Annotated in this window: 18 protein-coding genes and 1 pseudogene; 10 read left to right on the top strand and 9 right to left on the bottom strand. The window is 60.6% G+C overall.

Translation table 11 applies throughout. The annotated features are described in order from the left end of the window. Window positions 1-7 precede the first annotated feature (7 nt). The gene (locus TU73_RS14730) at window positions 8-1069 is read left to right on the top strand and encodes a GNAT family N-acetyltransferase (protein WP_162276330.1); all 1062 of its coding nucleotides are present in this window, start codon (window positions 8-10) and stop codon (window positions 1067-1069) included. 9 nt (window positions 1070-1078) lie between these two features. On the opposite strand, the gene TU73_RS14725 is transcribed toward TU73_RS14730, so the two are convergent. Continuing rightward, a complete protein-coding gene (locus TU73_RS14725) occupies window positions 1079-2167 on the bottom strand; it encodes an endonuclease/exonuclease/phosphatase family protein (RefSeq protein ID WP_057012847.1) in 1089 nt (362 codons plus the stop codon). A gap of 41 nt (window positions 2168-2208) precedes the next feature. Next, window positions 2209-2868: a YciC family protein gene (locus TU73_RS14720; RefSeq protein ID WP_057012912.1), complete on the bottom strand. Its 660-nt coding sequence runs from the start codon at window positions 2866-2868 to the stop codon at window positions 2209-2211. Between the two features lie 181 nt (window positions 2869-3049). Here TU73_RS14720 and TU73_RS14715 point away from each other — a divergent pair, with 181 nt between their 5' ends. The 3 genes from TU73_RS14715 (at window position 3050) to TU73_RS14705 (ending at window position 5024) form a co-directional block, all read left to right on the top strand. Beyond that, on the top strand, window positions 3050-3775 hold the full coding sequence (locus TU73_RS14715; RefSeq protein WP_057012846.1) for a DUF2076 domain-containing protein: 726 nt from the start codon (window positions 3050-3052) through the stop codon (window positions 3773-3775). A gap of 135 nt (window positions 3776-3910) precedes the next feature. After that, on the top strand, window positions 3911-4387 hold the full coding sequence (locus TU73_RS14710; RefSeq protein ID WP_043050665.1) for a LabA-like NYN domain-containing protein: 477 nt from the start codon (window positions 3911-3913) through the stop codon (window positions 4385-4387). A 25-nt stretch (window positions 4388-4412) separates the two neighbouring features. Beyond that, window positions 4413-5024, top strand: a complete 612-nt coding sequence (locus TU73_RS14705; protein WP_057012845.1) for a 3'-5' exonuclease — start codon at window positions 4413-4415, stop codon at window positions 5022-5024. A gap of 137 nt (window positions 5025-5161) precedes the next feature. Here the strand turns inward: TU73_RS14705 and TU73_RS28360 are convergent. Together TU73_RS28360 and TU73_RS14700 are read right to left on the bottom strand one after the other, a co-directional pair. Next, window positions 5162-5320: pseudogene (locus tag TU73_RS28360) on the bottom strand (DUF3077 domain-containing protein); the annotation flags it as partial. Between the two features lie 211 nt (window positions 5321-5531). After that, the gene (locus TU73_RS14700) at window positions 5532-5993 is read right to left on the bottom strand and encodes an Lrp/AsnC family transcriptional regulator (protein WP_057012844.1); all 462 of its coding nucleotides are present in this window, start codon (window positions 5991-5993) and stop codon (window positions 5532-5534) included. Between the two features lie 160 nt (window positions 5994-6153). Between TU73_RS14700 and yedA the strand changes: the two genes are divergently transcribed. From yedA to TU73_RS14685, 3 genes are all read left to right on the top strand, one after another. Continuing rightward, window positions 6154-7050: a drug/metabolite exporter YedA gene (yedA, locus tag TU73_RS14695; RefSeq protein ID WP_057012843.1), complete on the top strand. Its 897-nt coding sequence runs from the start codon at window positions 6154-6156 to the stop codon at window positions 7048-7050. Window positions 7051-7098: 48 nt separating this feature from the next. After that, the gene (gene rhlE1 / locus TU73_RS14690) at window positions 7099-8433 is read left to right on the top strand and encodes an RNA helicase RhlE1 (protein ID WP_057012842.1); all 1335 of its coding nucleotides are present in this window, start codon (window positions 7099-7101) and stop codon (window positions 8431-8433) included. A 176-nt stretch (window positions 8434-8609) separates the two neighbouring features. After that, a complete protein-coding gene (locus TU73_RS14685; protein ID WP_057012841.1) occupies window positions 8610-9110 on the top strand; it encodes a hypothetical protein in 501 nt (166 codons plus the stop codon). Window positions 9111-9170: 60 nt separating this feature from the next. On the opposite strand, the gene TU73_RS14680 is transcribed toward TU73_RS14685, so the two are convergent. After that, complete coding sequence (locus TU73_RS14680; RefSeq protein WP_057012840.1) at window positions 9171-10403, bottom strand: TIGR03862 family flavoprotein; 1233 nt, start codon at window positions 10401-10403, stop codon at window positions 9171-9173. 170 nt (window positions 10404-10573) lie between these two features. Beyond that, window positions 10574-11494 carry a histone deacetylase family protein gene (locus TU73_RS14675; RefSeq protein ID WP_057012839.1) on the bottom strand — a complete coding sequence of 307 codons (921 nt, stop codon included), beginning with the start codon at window positions 11492-11494 and terminating at the stop codon, window positions 10574-10576. A 76-nt stretch (window positions 11495-11570) separates the two neighbouring features. Between TU73_RS14675 and TU73_RS14670 the strand changes: the two genes are divergently transcribed. The 3 genes from TU73_RS14670 to TU73_RS14660 are packed head-to-tail and all read left to right on the top strand — an operon-like array spanning window position 11571 to window position 13632. Beyond that, entirely contained in the window at window positions 11571-12140 is a 570-nt protein-coding gene (locus TU73_RS14670; protein ID WP_046069629.1) for a GNAT family N-acetyltransferase, read from the top strand. A gap of 38 nt (window positions 12141-12178) precedes the next feature. Then, window positions 12179-13048 carry an acyl-CoA thioesterase II gene (tesB, locus tag TU73_RS14665; RefSeq protein WP_057012838.1) on the top strand — a complete coding sequence of 290 codons (870 nt, stop codon included), beginning with the start codon at window positions 12179-12181 and terminating at the stop codon, window positions 13046-13048. Further along, window positions 13045-13632 (top strand): HAD family hydrolase, encoded by a 588-nt coding sequence (locus TU73_RS14660; RefSeq protein ID WP_057012837.1) that lies wholly within the window; start codon window positions 13045-13047, stop codon window positions 13630-13632. The genes tesB and TU73_RS14660 overlap by 4 nt, the downstream gene beginning before the upstream one ends. A 133-nt stretch (window positions 13633-13765) precedes the next feature. On the opposite strand, the gene TU73_RS14655 is transcribed toward TU73_RS14660, so the two are convergent. The 3 genes from TU73_RS14655 to TU73_RS14645 are packed head-to-tail and all read right to left on the bottom strand — an operon-like array spanning window position 13766 to window position 16084. Continuing rightward, entirely contained in the window at window positions 13766-14740 is a 975-nt protein-coding gene (locus TU73_RS14655; RefSeq protein WP_057012836.1) for a hypothetical protein, read from the bottom strand. After that, window positions 14741-15628: a KPN_02809 family neutral zinc metallopeptidase gene (gene ypfJ, locus TU73_RS14650; RefSeq protein ID WP_057012835.1), complete on the bottom strand. Its 888-nt coding sequence runs from the start codon at window positions 15626-15628 to the stop codon at window positions 14741-14743. It abuts the gene before it with no gap. A gap of 45 nt (window positions 15629-15673) precedes the next feature. Further along, window positions 15674-16084 carry a membrane lipoprotein lipid attachment site-containing protein gene (locus tag TU73_RS14645; RefSeq protein ID WP_046069625.1) on the bottom strand — a complete coding sequence of 137 codons (411 nt, stop codon included), beginning with the start codon at window positions 16082-16084 and terminating at the stop codon, window positions 15674-15676. Window positions 16085-16153: the final 69 nt, after the last annotated feature.

Genomic DNA, 16153 nt, shown 5'->3' with positions numbered 1-16153 from the left:
GACTGTGATGCTTACGAACGAACATACCAATCGAATCACGAGGGTTGGCCAGATTAGCGGGTCGGCAGCCTATGTCATCGTGGGTCGCTCAGACATAGCCGTGCATCTTGAGTCCGGGACTGTCTGTTTCGAATTACAGAGCGCGCACGGCGATTTTAAAATTATTGACCCCTCTTGCTCATCCAGCAACATGGCCATTGAGAATTCAACCTCTCTAAGTCACGTGCTCGCGGCACTCGAAGCTTGGTTTGCTGATAACCCTCTGTTTGACAGGGTTGAGGTGCTGTTGCCTGATCCATTGAGTGCCCAACTGTGCGAATTGGGCATCGCCCTCTTTCAGAATGAAAAGTGTTTGGTAACGGCTGAGATGTTTTGGCAGTTGTCATTGCCTTGGTGCTCCAAGGGCATGATCAACAGTTACCCACTTTGTTATGCCGAGTCGGGAGAGCCCAACATTCCCGTTCGCCCTCAGCAGCCTACCGGTGACGTTTATGCCAGGTATATTCCCTGGCTCGGTAAAACCCTGAGTTTCAAAGTGGCTGATATTGACAGGGACCTGGTCCAGTTCAATCGCTGGATGAATGACCCCCGGGTTTCATTTTTCTGGGAGGAAGAGGGGGACCTGGACTATCACCGGGCGTTCCTTGAAACGCAACTTGCCGACTCGCGGGTTATTCCTCTCATCGGCTTTTTTGATGCGCAGGCATTTGGCTATTTTGAGGTGTATTGGGCCAAGGAGGACAGGCTCGCGCCGTTTTGCCAGGCGACGGACTTTGACCGTGGCTTCCACCTGCTGGTGGGCGAAGAGGCCTTCAGGGGGCGCCAATGGTTGGAGGCCTGGTACCCGTCTTTGCTCCACTACATGTTTCTTGATGACGTTCGCACCCAGCGCGTTATGGCTGAGCCCCGCGCAGACAATGAACGTTTGTTGCGTTGCAGCGAAATGCTCGGTTTCGAGAAGCTCAAGGAGTTTGACTTCCCACACAAGCGAGCGGCGCTGATCAGTCTGTCCAGGACCACCTTCTTTGGCTGTGCACAACAACTCTCGGGTAGTCGACTTTCAGATTGAGTACAGCGTTTAAAACGTAGCGGGCAGAAGAAAACGAGCGATCACCGGCATATGGCTGGAAATACGCAATGTATCTTGCTGCCTTACTTTCGCCTCCACCCGCTTGATCCTTGAGCTGAAGAACAGGTAATCCAAGGTGCGGTCCGGGCCGTCCAGGCTCGGATCATTGGGATAATAGGTCAGCCATTGCTCACGGTTTATTCCGCTGGATTCACTGTTACTCGGGATCATCGGGTATTTGTCCCACAGCAGGTGCAGCTCACTGTCCGGCGAATACTGCCCGCGTTTTTGCGCATCCAAACGCAGGAACTGCCCCAGCGGTAACAAGTTGAAATCTCCCCCGATCAGCCATGGCGTGCCGCGGGCTTCAAACTTGTCCAACAGCTTCACCGTTGCCTTGACTTGCTCTTGCATGGCACCGCGCCCGGGCATGCCGGCCTCTAGCCGCGTATTGAGCACCGCCAGTTGGCCACCGTCGCTCAGCGGCAGGTAGGTCAACAGCAAGGCGGGTTTGGGCTGGAACTGGCGGCTGATGAAGTTGGCGGCGGCGGCCGGCAGTTGCAGGCGCTCAGCATGTTCGATCTGGTAGCGGCTCAGTGTCGCCAGCTTGCGACCGACGCTGCCGAAAATGTGCAGGTTGGGCACAAAGTCGGCTTTCCAGTCGAACGCCTGGGCGCTGCAGGGGTAGAGGTCGACCAGGCGCTCTTGCAACAGCGCCAGCTGGTCCTGGTAGTGAGAGGGTTTGGCGCCCTCGTCAATCTCTTGCAGCAACAGGATATCGGGCTGTTCGTCGCGGATCACCCGTGCCACTTCGTCGAGGCTGAACGCCATGTCTTCAACGGTGGGGCGGTCATCCGGGCCGCTGCCGTCGGGGGTGTCGTACCAGAACACGTAGTTCTTGCCGGCCAGGTATTGCACGTTCCAGGTCATCACCTTGAGCGCCTGCCCCGGCAGCAGGGTCGGGGCGCGGGGCGCCACGCAACTGACGGGCAAGGTCTCTTTGTCGGCGGGGCGCCAGGTCAGGCTGTGGGTCAGCGCCGCCAGCAGGCCGGCGATGATCAACAGGCTCAACAGGGTGATGCGCAATAAACGGGTCATCGGCTCGGCTTATTTGCGTGTCAGAAGAGGCACGGAGCATATCACCGCACGTCGGCGTCGCCACCGATCAACATGAATAAACGGAACAGCACCACGCTGGTGAACAATTGCAGGAAGCTGTGGGCACTGTCCATCAGCAACCCCAGCAACGGCGCGGGCTCAGGATAGGCCGCCACGCTGGCGCCCTTGAGCAGCCACAACGGGGTCATCACGCACAGCAGGCACACCAGGATGCGCCAGAAATGCCCGCGGGTCAGACGGAAACTCTCCTTCATCGCCTCCAGGGCCGGCATGCCGCGCAGCACCAGCAGGTATTCGGCGAACGCCAGCACCACCATCAGCCACAAGCCCGGCAGGAAATACAGCGACAGGCCGAGCAAGATCAACAACGTGCTCAGGGCCGTCAGCAGGGCAAAGCGCGGCCACAGGCTCAAGGCCATGGCCCACACATCCTTGATACGGGGCGATTCGCCACGGGTGCGCGCGTCGAGAAACAGGATCAGGGCGCCGGTGTACAGCGGGTACACCAATAAACCCACGACCACGCTGTAGCCGGGAAATGCATCCGGGCCCAGCGTGTGGTCGAGCACCTGTTGCAGCAGGGCTTCGAGGATCACCAACGGCAGACACAACTGCACGATGGCGCCCAGGTTGCGCTGGGTAAAACGCAAGGAGTCGCGCAAAACGTCTAACGGATTCATCAGGGTCATCACAGGCCTGGAAGCAGAGGGCGACACTTTAACCGATCAGGGTCCAAGGGGCGCAAACGTAAACCTTGAGTAAAGACCATTGAAACAACTCGTAACATCCCCATAACTGGAAGGCACCCGGCCTGATCACAGGCGGGACCAGAATTTTTATCGGCAATCTAACGAGGTCGCCATGAACAGCGAAGAGCAAACCCTGATCGATGGACTGTTTTCACGGTTGCAGCAAGCCGAAACGGACTCAGCCCCCCGCGACGCCCAGGCCGAAGCGCGGATCAAGGAGCACATGACTCGCCAACCGGCCGCCGGGTACTACATGACCCAGTCGTTACTGGTGCAGGAACACGCGCTTCAGGCTCTGGATGCGCAAAACAAGCAGCAGGCGCAACAGATCCAGCAATTGCAGGACGAACTGCAGCGGGCCAAGCCGGCGCAACCGGCGCCGGCCAGTGGTGGTGGGTTCCTGTCGAGCATCTTTGGCGGTAGCTCCCGCGATCCGCAACCTGCGCCGAGCAACTCCGGTGGCGGCTGGCGTGAGCCGGCGCGGCCATCGTTCAACCCGCCTGCACCGCAGCAGAACTATCAGCAGCCGCAAGCACCGGCCGCCGCGCCGGTGGGCAGCGGTTTTCTCGGCGGCGCGATGAAGACCGCCGCCGGTGTGGCCGGTGGGGTGTTGCTCGCCGAGGGCATCAGCAGCCTGTTCCATCACAACCAGCAGCCGCAGGTGGTGGAAGAAATCATTGAACAACCGGCACCGGCCAGTGACCAGGGTGACTGGGGCAACGATGACCAGAAATTCGCCGGCAATGACAGTTGGGGCAGTAACAATGCTGACAGCTTCGCTGACAGCGATTATTCCGACGACTCCTCTTCCTTTGGCGACGACGATTCCTTCGTCTGACACGCCAGGCCCGGGGCGCTACAGCGCTCCGGTCTGATTTTTTCCCGGAAACGCTCCCTTGGCTGGCATACTGGCGCCCTTTCCGGGCGCTGGCGCCTGGCTGTCTATGAGACTGGCTGTCTATGAGGAAGTGCGGTGAAGAAAATTGCAGTGTTCGCCGATGTACAAAACCTCTATTACACCGTGCGCCAGGCTTATGGCTGCCACTTCAACTACGCTGCCCTGTGGGCTGACATCGGCGCCCGCGGGCAGATCGTCGAGGCCTATGCCTACGCTATCGACCGTGGCGACAGCAAGCAGCAGCAATTCCAGCAGATCCTGCGCAACCTGGGCTTTACGGTAAAACTCAAGCCGTATATCCAGCGCAGCGACGGTTCGGCCAAGGGCGACTGGGACGTAGGCATCACCATCGACATCATGGACGCCGCCGACCATGTCGACGAAATCGTGCTGGCCTCCGGTGATGGCGATTTCGATATGCTGCTCGACCGTGTCATCCACAAGCATGGCGTTGAAGCCGTGGCCTACGGCGTGCCCGGGCTGACGGCCAACTCATTGATCCGCGCCGCCAGCCGCTATGTGCCGATCGAAGGCGCGTTGCTGCTCAAATAAATTGTTAGACAAAGTGGGAACAGGTTTGGAACGTATAGCGGTCATCGACTTTGAAACCACCGGCATCACCCCGAGCAGCCACTGCCGGGCTACGGAGATTGGCGTCGTTATCCTCGAGCGCGGACAAATCGTGGACCGCTACCAGAGCCTGATGAACGCCGGCGTGCGCGTACCGGCGTTTATCGAACAACTCACCGGCATCAGCAACGCCATGCTGCGCAGTGCGCCACCGGCTGAGCGGGTGATGAACGAAGTCAACGAATTCGTCGGCACCACGCCCTTGATGGCGCACAACGCCGCCTTCGACCAGAAGTTCTGGGACTTTGAGCTTGGCCTGATCCGCCGCACCCGCCTGCAGAAATTCGCCTGCTCCCTGCTGCTGGCCCGCCGCCTGATGCCGGCTGCGCCCAACCACAAGCTCGGCACCCTCAACGCCTATGCGCAACTGCCCCACACCGGCCAGGCTCACCGGGCGCTGGCCGACGCGGAAATGGCCGCCAACCTGACCGCGCACCTGGCCCAGGAACTGCGGCGTACCCATGGCTTGCGCGAACTGTCCCATGACCTGTTATGCACCTTGCAGAAAGTGCCTGCCGCGAAGATCAATGAACACCTGAAGAAACATCGCGGGTTCTGATCCGGCCACCCCTCAAGAGCACTTGAGTTCCAATGTGGGAGCTGGCTTGCCTGCGATAGCGGTGTATCAGCCAGCCATTTATTGCCTGACCCTCCGCTATCGCGGGCAAGCCCGCTCCCACAGGGGTTATGCGTCGCTTATCGAGGCTGTGCGCACTCCAACGCCTGATCCACCACCCCCTTCGCCATCTCCACCAAATGCATCACCGCCCGCTGCGGCGCCTTCATCACCTCACCCGAGGCGTGTGCCGTCTCCACCGCGCAATGCAACAAATCCGCCGCATGGGCCAAGTCATCGAAGGGCCGATGACATGGGGCAGATTATCTGTGGGAATTAGCCAGAACAAGGCGCGAAAGCTCACTCGGAAACGTCCCGCAAATGAAAGAGATTGGTCTTGCGATGAGGCAACTGGCGCCATCGCAGGCAAGCCAGCTCCCACAGTTGACCGCGTCGCTCGGGCAGTACGCGATCCCTGTGGGAGCCGGGCTTGCCCGCGATGGCGATCGCTCAGCCACCATTTTTCCCATTGGCTTCCAACTGCCCCAACGGCACCCGCCGCTCTATGGCGCTGGACAAAATAATCGAGGTCTTGCTGAACCCAAACTTGGCCACCCGATTGATCAGGTCTTCCAGCTGCGGCATGGTGCCCACTGCCGCTTGCATGATCACGCAGGGATCGCCGGTGACCCGGTGGCATTCGGTCAGCTCGGGAATTTCCGCCAAGGCGTCGTAGACTTTCTGGCTGCCGTGATTGGTCAGCCGCAGTTCAATGACGCACTGGATCGGCAAACCGACTTTGGATAAATCCACCTTGGCCTGGTACCCGGTGATCACGCCGCTGGCCTCCAGTTTGGCGACCCGTTCGGCCACGGCGGGGGCGGAGAGGTTTACTGTGCGGGCCAACTGCGCGTAGGACGCGCGGCCGTCTTCGAGCAGGGCGCTGAGGAGCATGCGGTCGTATTTGTCCATGGTAAGGCTCCAGTTGCGTGTGGCTTTCGAAAACACGGGTTATAGCCTTCATAACCATGTTTTGAAAAGTGTATGGGCGGTTTAAACAGGTTTTGTAACTTATGTTTAACCACCTGCCTTTCTAGAATAAGCCTCCCATCTCCTGCCATAGAGCCACCCAATGCCTGGCCCACGTCGTTTTCCCTTACCGTTGATCGCCGCCTTTTTTGCCTTGTATGTGATCTGGGGTTCCACCTACCTGGTGATCCGTATCGGCGTGGAGTATTGGCCGCCGCTGTTGCTGGCGGGCATTCGGTTTTGCACGGCAGGCGTGTTGATGTATGGCTTCCTCCGGTGGCGCGGGGTGCCAGCACCGACATGGCCGCAGTGGAAGGCGGCCGGGATGATCGGCATTTTGTTGCTGACCGTGGGCAATGGCGGCGTCAGTGTGGCCGAACATATGGGGGTGTCGTCCGGCGTGGCGGCACTGGCCGTGGCCACCGTGCCGCTGTTCACCCTGCTGTGTGGTTTTTTCTGGGGCGCACGTAATACGCGACTGGAATGGGCCGGAGTGATCCTGGGCATCATCGGGATTGCCATGCTCAATATGGGCAGTACCCTGCAATCGAGCCCATTGGGTGCGGTCTTGCTATTGGCGGCGGCGGCCTCCTGGGCCTTCGGTTCGGTATGGAGCCGACACTTGCCGCTGCCCCAAGGCGCCATGGCCAGTGCCGCAGAAATGCTCGTGGCCGGCGTGGCGCTGCTGATCGTCAGCGCGCTGTCGGGCGAGCACCTGCAGGCCATGCCGCCGCTGGAAGGCTGGCTGGCGCTGGCCTACCTGACGGTGTTCGGCTCGATCATCGCCTTCAACGCCTATATGTATCTGCTCAAGCACGTACGCCCGGCGGCGGCGACCAGCTATGCCTATGTGAACCCGGCTGTGGCGGTGTTGCTGGGGATTGTGTTCGTTGGCGAGACCATCGGCCTGGAAGAAGCCCTGGCGATGCTGGTAATCATCAGCGCCGTGCTGCTGATCAGCCTGCCCCAGTGGCGCAAGCCCAAGGCGGAAATAAGGTAAACTGCCGCGCATTACGCCTTTGCGCTGAATTTTTCCTACGGTAAACACATGACTTTCGCCACCCTTGGCCTGATCGAACCCCTGCTGCGCGCCCTTGAGACGCTTGGCTACCAGACCCCGACGCCGGTGCAGGCGCAAGCCATTCCGGCGGTGCTGGCCGGTCGCGACCTGATGGCCGCGGCCCAGACCGGCACCGGCAAGACCGCAGGCTTCGCCTTGCCGCTGCTGCAATTGCTGACCATGGAAGGGCCGAAAGTCGCCGCCAACTCGGCGCGCGCGCTGATCCTGTGCCCGACCCGCGAACTGGCCGAGCAGGTTCACGCCAGCGTCGCCGAGTACGCCAAGCACCTGCCGCTGACCACTTACGCGGTGTACGGCGGCGTGAGCATCAACCCGCAGATGATGAAGCTGCGCAAGGGCGTCGACATCCTGGTCGCCACCCCTGGCCGCCTGATCGACCTGTTCCGCCAGAACGCGCTGAAGCTCAATCAGCTGCAAACCCTGGTGCTCGACGAAGCCGACCGCATGCTCGACCTGGGCTTCTCCGAAGAGCTTGCCAATATTTATCGGATGCTGCCGAAAAAGCGCCAGACCTTGCTGTTCTCCGCGACCTTTTCCGACGACATCCGCCTGCTCGCCGGGCAGATGCTCAACGACCCGCTGAGCATCGAAGTGAGCCCGCGCAACGTCGCCGCCAACACCGTCAAGCAGTGGGTGGTGCCGGTGGACAAGAAGCGCAAGGCCGAGCTGTTCGTGCACCTGATGCGCAAAGGCCGCTGGAAGCAGGTGCTGGTGTTCGCCAAGACCCGCAACGGCGTTGACGCACTGGTGGACAAGTTGCAGGGCCTGGGCATCAATGCCGACGGCATCCATGGCGACAAGCCCCAGGCCACCCGCCAACGCGCGCTGGACCGCTTCAAGGCCAGCGAGGTGCAGATCCTGGTCGCCACCGACGTGGCAGCCCGTGGCCTGGATATCGAAGATCTGCCGCTGGTGGTCAATTTCGATCTGCCGATCGTGGCCGAGGACTACATCCACCGTATCGGCCGTACGGGGCGCGCGGGCAACACCGGCGAGGCGATTTCCCTGGTGTGCGCCGACGAGGTGAACATGCTCTCGGCCATCGAAATGCTGACCCGCCAGACCTTGACCCGCAAGATGGAGCCGGATTTTGAACCCGAGCACCGCGTGCCGGACACCGATGCCAGCGGACAGGTGGTGAAGAAGCCGAAGAAACCGAAGAAACCTAAGACGTCTGGTGGTGGCGGTAAGCGCAACCTGGGCAAGTGGGTGGACAGTGGTGAAGTGGCGCCGGCCGAGCCCTCGATCAAACCGGTGCGCAAGGTGCCAGTGTTCAATACCGGGCCGCGCAAGAAGAAGTAAAGGTTTTATAAGGGTTGGCGCACAGAGTGGGCGGGGCAATCCCGTTCACTGCGGAAGGAATCTTCTTGTAAATTTTTCCGCGTGGTAAAACTGAACTCAAAAACGCTCGAACACCACTCAGGTAGGCGTCAGGAAACTGACCGTTAATCAGCAGCCTTTGAGTGGAGGTAATTGATATGGAATTTGCGGCTTCTTTTGCATCGCTATCCTTCAAGCCGGGAGAGGAAACATTCGGGCAGTACATGAGGCGCGCAGCGCAAACGCATAAAGACACTGCTGCCGCGTCAGAGAGGAGTCATGAGGCGCGTATCAGCGCGCTGGAGAAAGAGCTGACCGATATTAAAAAAACCCAACCTGAGGCGTATGCGCACCAAATCAAGCTGTATAAAGAATTGGCTTCTTTGCAGCAGCATCATGTCGGTGTCAATGCTCACGAAACCTTGTCGCTCAAGCAGGTTATCAAAGAGGTTGAATATAAGAGCCAGGAGAAGGGGCTAGCCCTCAGTCGTGGCTTCAAAGCCGAGCAGGAGAGCTTGACAGACCAACCCTTAGGGCTTGAAACGGCGCACCGCACGTACATAGACGCACTGTCGGTAACCCTGCCAGAAGGTGACGACTTCTTACGAAGGGAACAGGAAGGGTTTGAGCAGAAGTACCCGGATGCGCAAGCGATTTGAGTCTTGAGGTTGCATGTAACCCGCTTTTAAAGTTGGGTCACGGTAGACGAGCAGGCGCGTCTACCGTGGGTGTTTCAACCATTCCAGAGCACCACGCCCAGCCGCCCGACCGCTGGCAAAACATCCGGTCAGTAAGTACCCACCGGTCGGCGCTTCCCAATCGAGCATTTCCCCCGCACAAAACACGCCGGGCACTTGCTTGAGCATCAGTCGTTCATCCAATGCTTCAAAGGGCACGCCGCCAGCAGTGCTGATCGCTTCATCCATTGGGCGGGTCTTCACTAACGTCAGCGGCAGCGCCTTGATATCCACAGCCAATTGCGCCGGATCATTGAAATGTTCAGTCGGCGCCAACTCGCGCAACAGCGCCGCCTTGACCCCGTCCAAGCCCAACTGACTGTGCAAATGCTTGCTCATCGACCGCGAGCCCCGCGGCTTGGCCAATGCCGCCTGCACCTTGTCCAGCGGCTTGCTCGGCAGCAGGTCGATATGCACCGTGGCCGAACCGTTGCGATTGATCGCTTCACGAATCGGCGCCGACAACGCGTAAATCAAACTGCCTTCGATGCCGGTGGCGGTGATCACGCATTCACCCAGACGAAGCGGGTCGTCGGCCAGGCCAATGGCGACGTTTTTCAACGGCGCACCAGCGAATTTGCTGACCAGCAACTCACTCCAGGTCGACACGTCGAAACCGCAGTTACTCGGTTGCAAGCGCACATAGGGTACGCCTTTGTCTTCCAGCAGCTTGAGCCAGGCACCATCAGAGCCCAGGCGCGACCAACTGCCGCCGCCCAGGGCTAGTAACACCGCATCGCTGTGGACAACTTTGTCGCCGTCCGGGCTGTGGATAAGTAAACCGCCTTCTGCGTTCCAGCCGAGCCAACGATGGCGCGTGTGGATAACCACGCCCTGATCGCGCAAGCGTTTTAGCCAGGCTCGCAGCAGGGGAGCGGCTTTCATGTCGGTTGGAAACACCCGCCCGGAGGTGCCGATAAAGGTTTCGATGCCCAGGCCATGAATCCATTCGCACAACGCTTGGGCCCCGAACGCCCGCAGCAACGGTGCCATATGCGGCGCGCGTTCGGCGTAGCGAGAGACAAACGCCGGATAGCCCTCGGAGTGGGTGATGTTCATCCCGCCCACACCGGCCAGCAGGAATTTGCGCCCCACCGATGGCATGCCGTCGTACAGGTCCACCCGCACCCCTGCCTGGCTCAAGACCTCAGCGGCCATCAGCCCGGCGGGGCCGCCGCCAATAATGATGACGTGGTGAGAAGAGGTCTGAGGCATGGCAGGGCTACGGTCGCTTGAATAGGCCGAGCATTCTACCCGACGACGGCGCAGCTGCATGATCAAAAAACGTACACTTTTCTACAGGCCATGCGGCTGCTAGCTTGCAGGCGCTTACGCTCAAGTTATCCACAGGCCGTTCCACAGGCATTGTGGGTAACGCCCACAGTTCAGTGACAACCTGATGACGTCCATACCCGCTGGGCGCTGTGGTGCAGGATGCCGTGGCGGCGGGCGAGGGCCAGGCGGTCCTTGCTGTAGCCGCCGCCGATCACGCCCATCACCGGAATGTCGCGACCCAGGCAATGGCGCATCACGCTTTCATCACGGGCGGCGACGCCCTCATCCGTCAGCTTGAGGTAACCGAGGGCGTCATCTTTGTGCACGTCCACGCCGGCGTCGTACAGCACCAGGTCGGGCTGGTAGAGCGGCAACAGGTAGTTGAGCGTGTCGTCCACCACCTTGAGGTAGTCGGCATCGCCCATGTCCATGGGCAGCGGGATGTCCCAATCACTCTGGGCCTTGCGTGCCGGGAAGTTCTTTTCGCAGTGCAGCGATACGGTGACGGCATCCGGCGTGTCTTGGAGGATGCGCGCGGTGCCGTCGCCCTGATGCACGTCGCAATCGAAGATCAATACGCGATTGACCCGGCCGCTGGCCAGCAGGTAGTGGCTGATGACCGCCAGGTCATTGAAGATGCAAAAACCTGCTGGATAATCGTAGTGGGCGTGGTGGGTGCCGCCGGCCAAATGGCAGGCCAGGCCATGTTCAAGGGCTTGTTCAGCCGCCAGTATCGAGCCGCCCACCGCACGCACCGTACGCCGCGCCAGGGCTTCGCTCCAGGGCAGGCCGAGGCGACGCTGATCTTCGCGGGATAATTGGCCGCTCATGTAGCGGTCGATATACCCAGGTTCATGGGCCAGGGCCAGGATGTCCGCCGGGCACAATTGCGGGCGCAACAATTGACTGTCTTGGGTCAAGCCAGTGTCCACCAAGTGGTCGCGCAGCAGGCGAAACTTGTCCATGGGGAACCGGTGGTCTGCCGGGAACTCAGGGCTGTAGTCTTCGTGGTAGATCAATGGCAAGGGCATGGGATTTTCTGACGGGAACCTGCGAAGGATCTTAACAGCGCTGTACACTCACGCACATGGCAAGGGAGGGGGACCCATGGAGCCGATATTGCAATTGGAAAGTGCACGCCTGCTGATGCGCCAATGGCGCGACAGCGACCTGCCGGACTTTGCGCGCATGTGCGCCGACCCGCAAGTGATGCGCTATTTTCCGGCCAGGTTGAGTCATCTGGAAAGCGCCGCCTTGATCGGCCGCATTCGCGGGCATTTTGCGGAATACGGCTTCGGTTTCTGGGCCTTGCAGCGCAAGGATACCGGCGAATTTATCGGCCTGACCGGGCTGCAGAATGTCAGCTTCGAAGCCGGCTTTACCCCTGCGGTGGAAATCGGCTGGCGCCTGGCCCGCGAACACTGGGGCCTGGGCTACGCCAGTGAAGCTGCATGGACCGCGTTGCGTTGCGGCTTCGACCGCTTGCAACTGGATGAGATTGTGGCCTTCACCACGCAAGCCAATCTGCCCTCACAAAAAGTCATGCAGGCCATCGGTATGCATTACGATCCGCAGGCAGATTTTGAACACCCCAAGGTCGCAGCCGATGACCCGCTGCGCCCCCATGTTTTGTACCGCATCACCCGCGCCCAATGGTTGGACACGCTGCACGGATAAGCAGCCCGGAATGCCCTATTGATTGCAGGAGTTGCTCTATGAGCCAAGTATTGGAAGATCTGGTGGACTTGCTGACCCTGGAACCGATCGAGGAAAACCTCTTTCGCGGTCGCAGCCAGGACCTGGGCTTTCGCCAGTTGTTCGGCGGCCAGGTGCTCGGCCAGTCGCTGTCGGCGGCCAGCCAGACGGTGGAAGAAGCGCGACATGTGCATTCCCTGCACGGTTATTTCCTGCGCCCTGGCGATGCAGCCTTGCCGGTGGTGTATTCGGTGGACCGCGTACGCGACGGCGGCAGTTTCAGCACTCGGCGGGTAACGGCGATCCAGAAGGGTAACCCGATCTTTACGTGCACCACCTCGTTCCAGTACGACGAACAAGGCTTCGATCACCAGACCACCATGCCGGTGGTGGTCGGCCCGGAAAACCTGCCCTCGGAGCTGGAGCTGACCAAGCAGCGTGCGCACCTGATCCCCGAGCACATGCGCGACAAGTTGCTATGCCCCAAGCCTATCGAAGTGCGCCCGGTCACCGAAAAAGACCCGTTCAACCCGCAGCCGTCCGACCCGGTCAAATACGTGTGGTTTCGTGCCGACGGCGCCCTGGCGGACGCGCCGGCGCTGCATAAGTACCTGCTGGCCTACGCCTCGGACTTCGGCCTGTTGACCACCTCGTTGCTGCCCCATGGCAAGACCGTGTGGCAGAAAGACATGCAGGTCGCCAGTCTCGACCACGCGCTGTGGTTTCACGCTGACCTGCGCGCCGATGACTGGTTGCTGTATGCCATGGATAGCCCGTGGGCCGGCAACTCCCGGGGCTTTTCCCGTGGCAGCGTGTACAACCGCGCCGGGCAACTGGTGGCCTCGGTGACCCAGGAAGGTTTGATCCGCCATCGCAAGGACTGGGCATGAGCCTGTCGGACGTTAAGCACTGGGTGTTCGACATGGACGGCACCCTCACCGTAGCAGTGCATGACTTTGCGGCCATCCGCGTGGCGCTGGACATTGCGCCCGAAGACGACATCCTCACGCACCTGGCGGCATTGCCGGCGCCGGAGGCAGCGGCCAAGCATGCCTGGCTACTGGAGCATGAACGCGAGCTGGCACTCGGTTCGGTCGCGGCACAAGGCGCGGTGGAACTGGTGCGTGAGTTGGCCGGACGCGGTTATCGCCTGGGTATCCTGACCCGCAATGCGCGGGAGTTGGCGTATATCACCCTGGAAGCGATTGGCCTGGCGGACTGCTTTGCCATCGAGGATGTGCTGGGGCGTGATGATGCGCCGCACAAACCTGATCCGGGTGGTTTGTTGAAACTGGCGGCGGCTTGGGACGTAGCACCCCGTGAAATGGTGATGGTAGGAGATTATCGCTTTGACCTGGATTGTGGCCGGGCAGCGGGCACCAGGACGGTGTTGGTGAACTTGCCGGAGAACCCTTGGCCGGAATTGGCGGATTGGCATGCCGAGGATTGTGCGGCGCTGCGTCGAATGATCTAACCCAGGCGACGGAGATCAAATGTGGGAGCTGGCTTGCCTGCGATAGCGGTGGGTCAGCTGACACTCTATCAACTGACAGTCCGTCATCGCAGGCAAGCCAGCTCCCACATTTTGATTGGGTTCCCTTCAGGTGCTACTGGGCAAACAGCACCTTTTCTCCCTCTGGCGAGGTAAACATCTTGTCCCCGTCATGCCCCACCCCCGGCACTTCTACCAGCCGGTGGTCCAACTGCGGATGCCGCTGCTTGATGTAGTCAAAGTAGTTGTGGCCACGAAGCAGCCGATACGCACCCTGGGTTTCGGCTTCGCAACTTTTATCCAATGCCGGATGGTTGGGGTCGGTGTCCTGCTGGCCCAACAGGTAAGTGATGTCGCGTGAGACGTAGTCTTGTTCCAGTTGCTGGGCACCTCGGTCACCCACGTAATCCGGCAGGTTTTGCATGCCGTACTTCCAGTCGTTGAAGCCTGGGCAATTGGCGATGTCGAACGTCACCGGGCGTTGCGGGCTGAAGTACGCATAGGACGACGGGTTAGCCACCACATACCGCAGGCGGATGCCCTCGGTGTTCAGCAACGGGTGGTCGTGGCCGGTGAGGGCGAAGCGCTGCACCACTTGGCCGCCCCCGGAATGCCCGGCGACCACGATTTCTTTCAGTGCCGGGAACAGTTTGCGGTTGCCCAAGTGCTTGATGATCTGGTCCAGAGCGCCATAAGAGCTGATCTGCCCTGGGCCGGTGGACGCTTCGCCGGCCATCCAGTCGTTACCCTTCCAGCGCACTACCTCGTGGCCCAGGTGGTTGCGCTTCACGTCGGCTTGATTGAGGAACTGCGGTGCGATCACCAGCGTAGTGCCGCCCACCCCGGCATGCTCGGCCGCGTTGATGCCGCTTTGCAGGTAGGTCTGCGCATTGCGCAGGCGGCCATGCACGATGATCAGTGCGCGAGTGACCTTGGGCAGCGGCTGGCGCCAGTCCTGGCTCATGCCCAGGCTGAGGTCGCCGGCCTCCAGATGAAAGCGATCGGGGCTGATCACCTTGACGCCGTGTTCAGCCGCGAAGGTGCAACAGGACACGAGCACACCCAGCAGTAACCCCAATCGTTTGATCATTTAGAGACTCTTGGCCGCGAAGGTATCGCATTGAGTGATCTGGCCCTGGGCAAAGCCGGTCTTGAACCAGCGCACGCGCTGGGCCGAGGTGCCGTGGGTAAACGAGTCCGGCACCACGCGCCCTTGGCCCTGTTGCTGCAAACGGTCATCGCCAATGGCGTTGGCCGCGTTCAGTGCCGCTTCGATATCGCCCGGTTCCAGCCAGTTCAGGCGTTTCTGTGCGCGGTTGGCCCATACCCCCGCAAAGCAGTCGGCTTGCAGTTCCTGGCGTACCAACAGGCCGCCATCGCCTTCCATCTGCCGGCCCTGCTGGCGCGCCGCCTGGATCTTGGACGAGATGCCCAACAGCGTTTGCACGTGGTGCCCGACTTCGTGGGCGATCACATAAGCCTGGGCGAATTCGCCGGATGCCTGGAAGCGCTGGGACATTTCCCGGAAGAAATCCAGGTCCAGGTACACCTGTTGGTCAGCCGGGCAATAGAACGGGCCGCTGGCGGAGGTGGCGCCGCCACAGGCCGAGTTCACCCGGGCACGGAACAGGATCAGCTTCGGGTTCTTGTAGGCCAGGCCGTTTTCCTGGAACACCTGGCCCCAGGTGTCTTCGGTGTCGCCCAGCACGGCGCGTACGAAATCGGCCTGCTGGTCGTTGGCCGGCGGCGCTTGGCGTGGCTGGGTGCTGACCGACGGTGCCTGCTCCATCTGGCCGCTCAACTGGCCGAGGATCTGCATCGGGTCCTGGCCGGTCAACCAGCCAATGCCCACGATCAACACGATCGCCGTCAGGCTCAGGCCCTTGCCGCCGCCAAAGCGCATGCCGCCACCGCCACCACCACTGTCATCGCGGGCATCCACCACGTTGTCGCTGCGTCGGCCTTTTTTCCATAGCATGGGAGCAATCCTCTGTGTGCTAACCGTGAGTGATTATGGTCGGTATTAACGGCAATAGCCTTCGCCGGTGGCGACGATCAGGCAGTCTTTTTTATCCGCCAGCCATTTCAGGCCGGTGGCGGCACCGTCGCCGGCGCGCAACAGGTGTGGGCCGTCGGGGCGGGTGAAGGCGATGCCGTCTTCGGCGGCTTCACCTTTGAAGGTGCCGGAGGCATCGGCATCGAGGCCGTATTGCATGGTGAGCAGGTAGTGACCGCGGCCAACGCTGTCGTCCTTGGCAATGGTCAGGTTCAAGCCTTCGACGCCGATCCACTTGCCGACCCATTGATCGGTCGGGGGCGTTTCCGGCACCAGGGTCGCCTGTACAGAGGGTGGCGCAGGTTTGGGCGCTTCCTTGGCTTTATCGCAGGCGGTAAGCAGGGCGACAGCAGACAGAACAAAGAAGATTTTTTTCATAGCGGCAAGGCCTTGATTAAAAAGTGTGCAACGCCGGGGCGAGCGTGCAGGGTTGGACTCGATTGCGGT

This window comes from Pseudomonas libanensis (assembly GCF_001439685.1).
GTDB lineage: Bacteria > Pseudomonadota > Gammaproteobacteria > Pseudomonadales > Pseudomonadaceae > Aquipseudomonas > Aquipseudomonas libanensis.
Note: the sequence above shows the minus strand (reverse complement) of the source record. Positions and strands in the feature narration are given on the sequence as shown.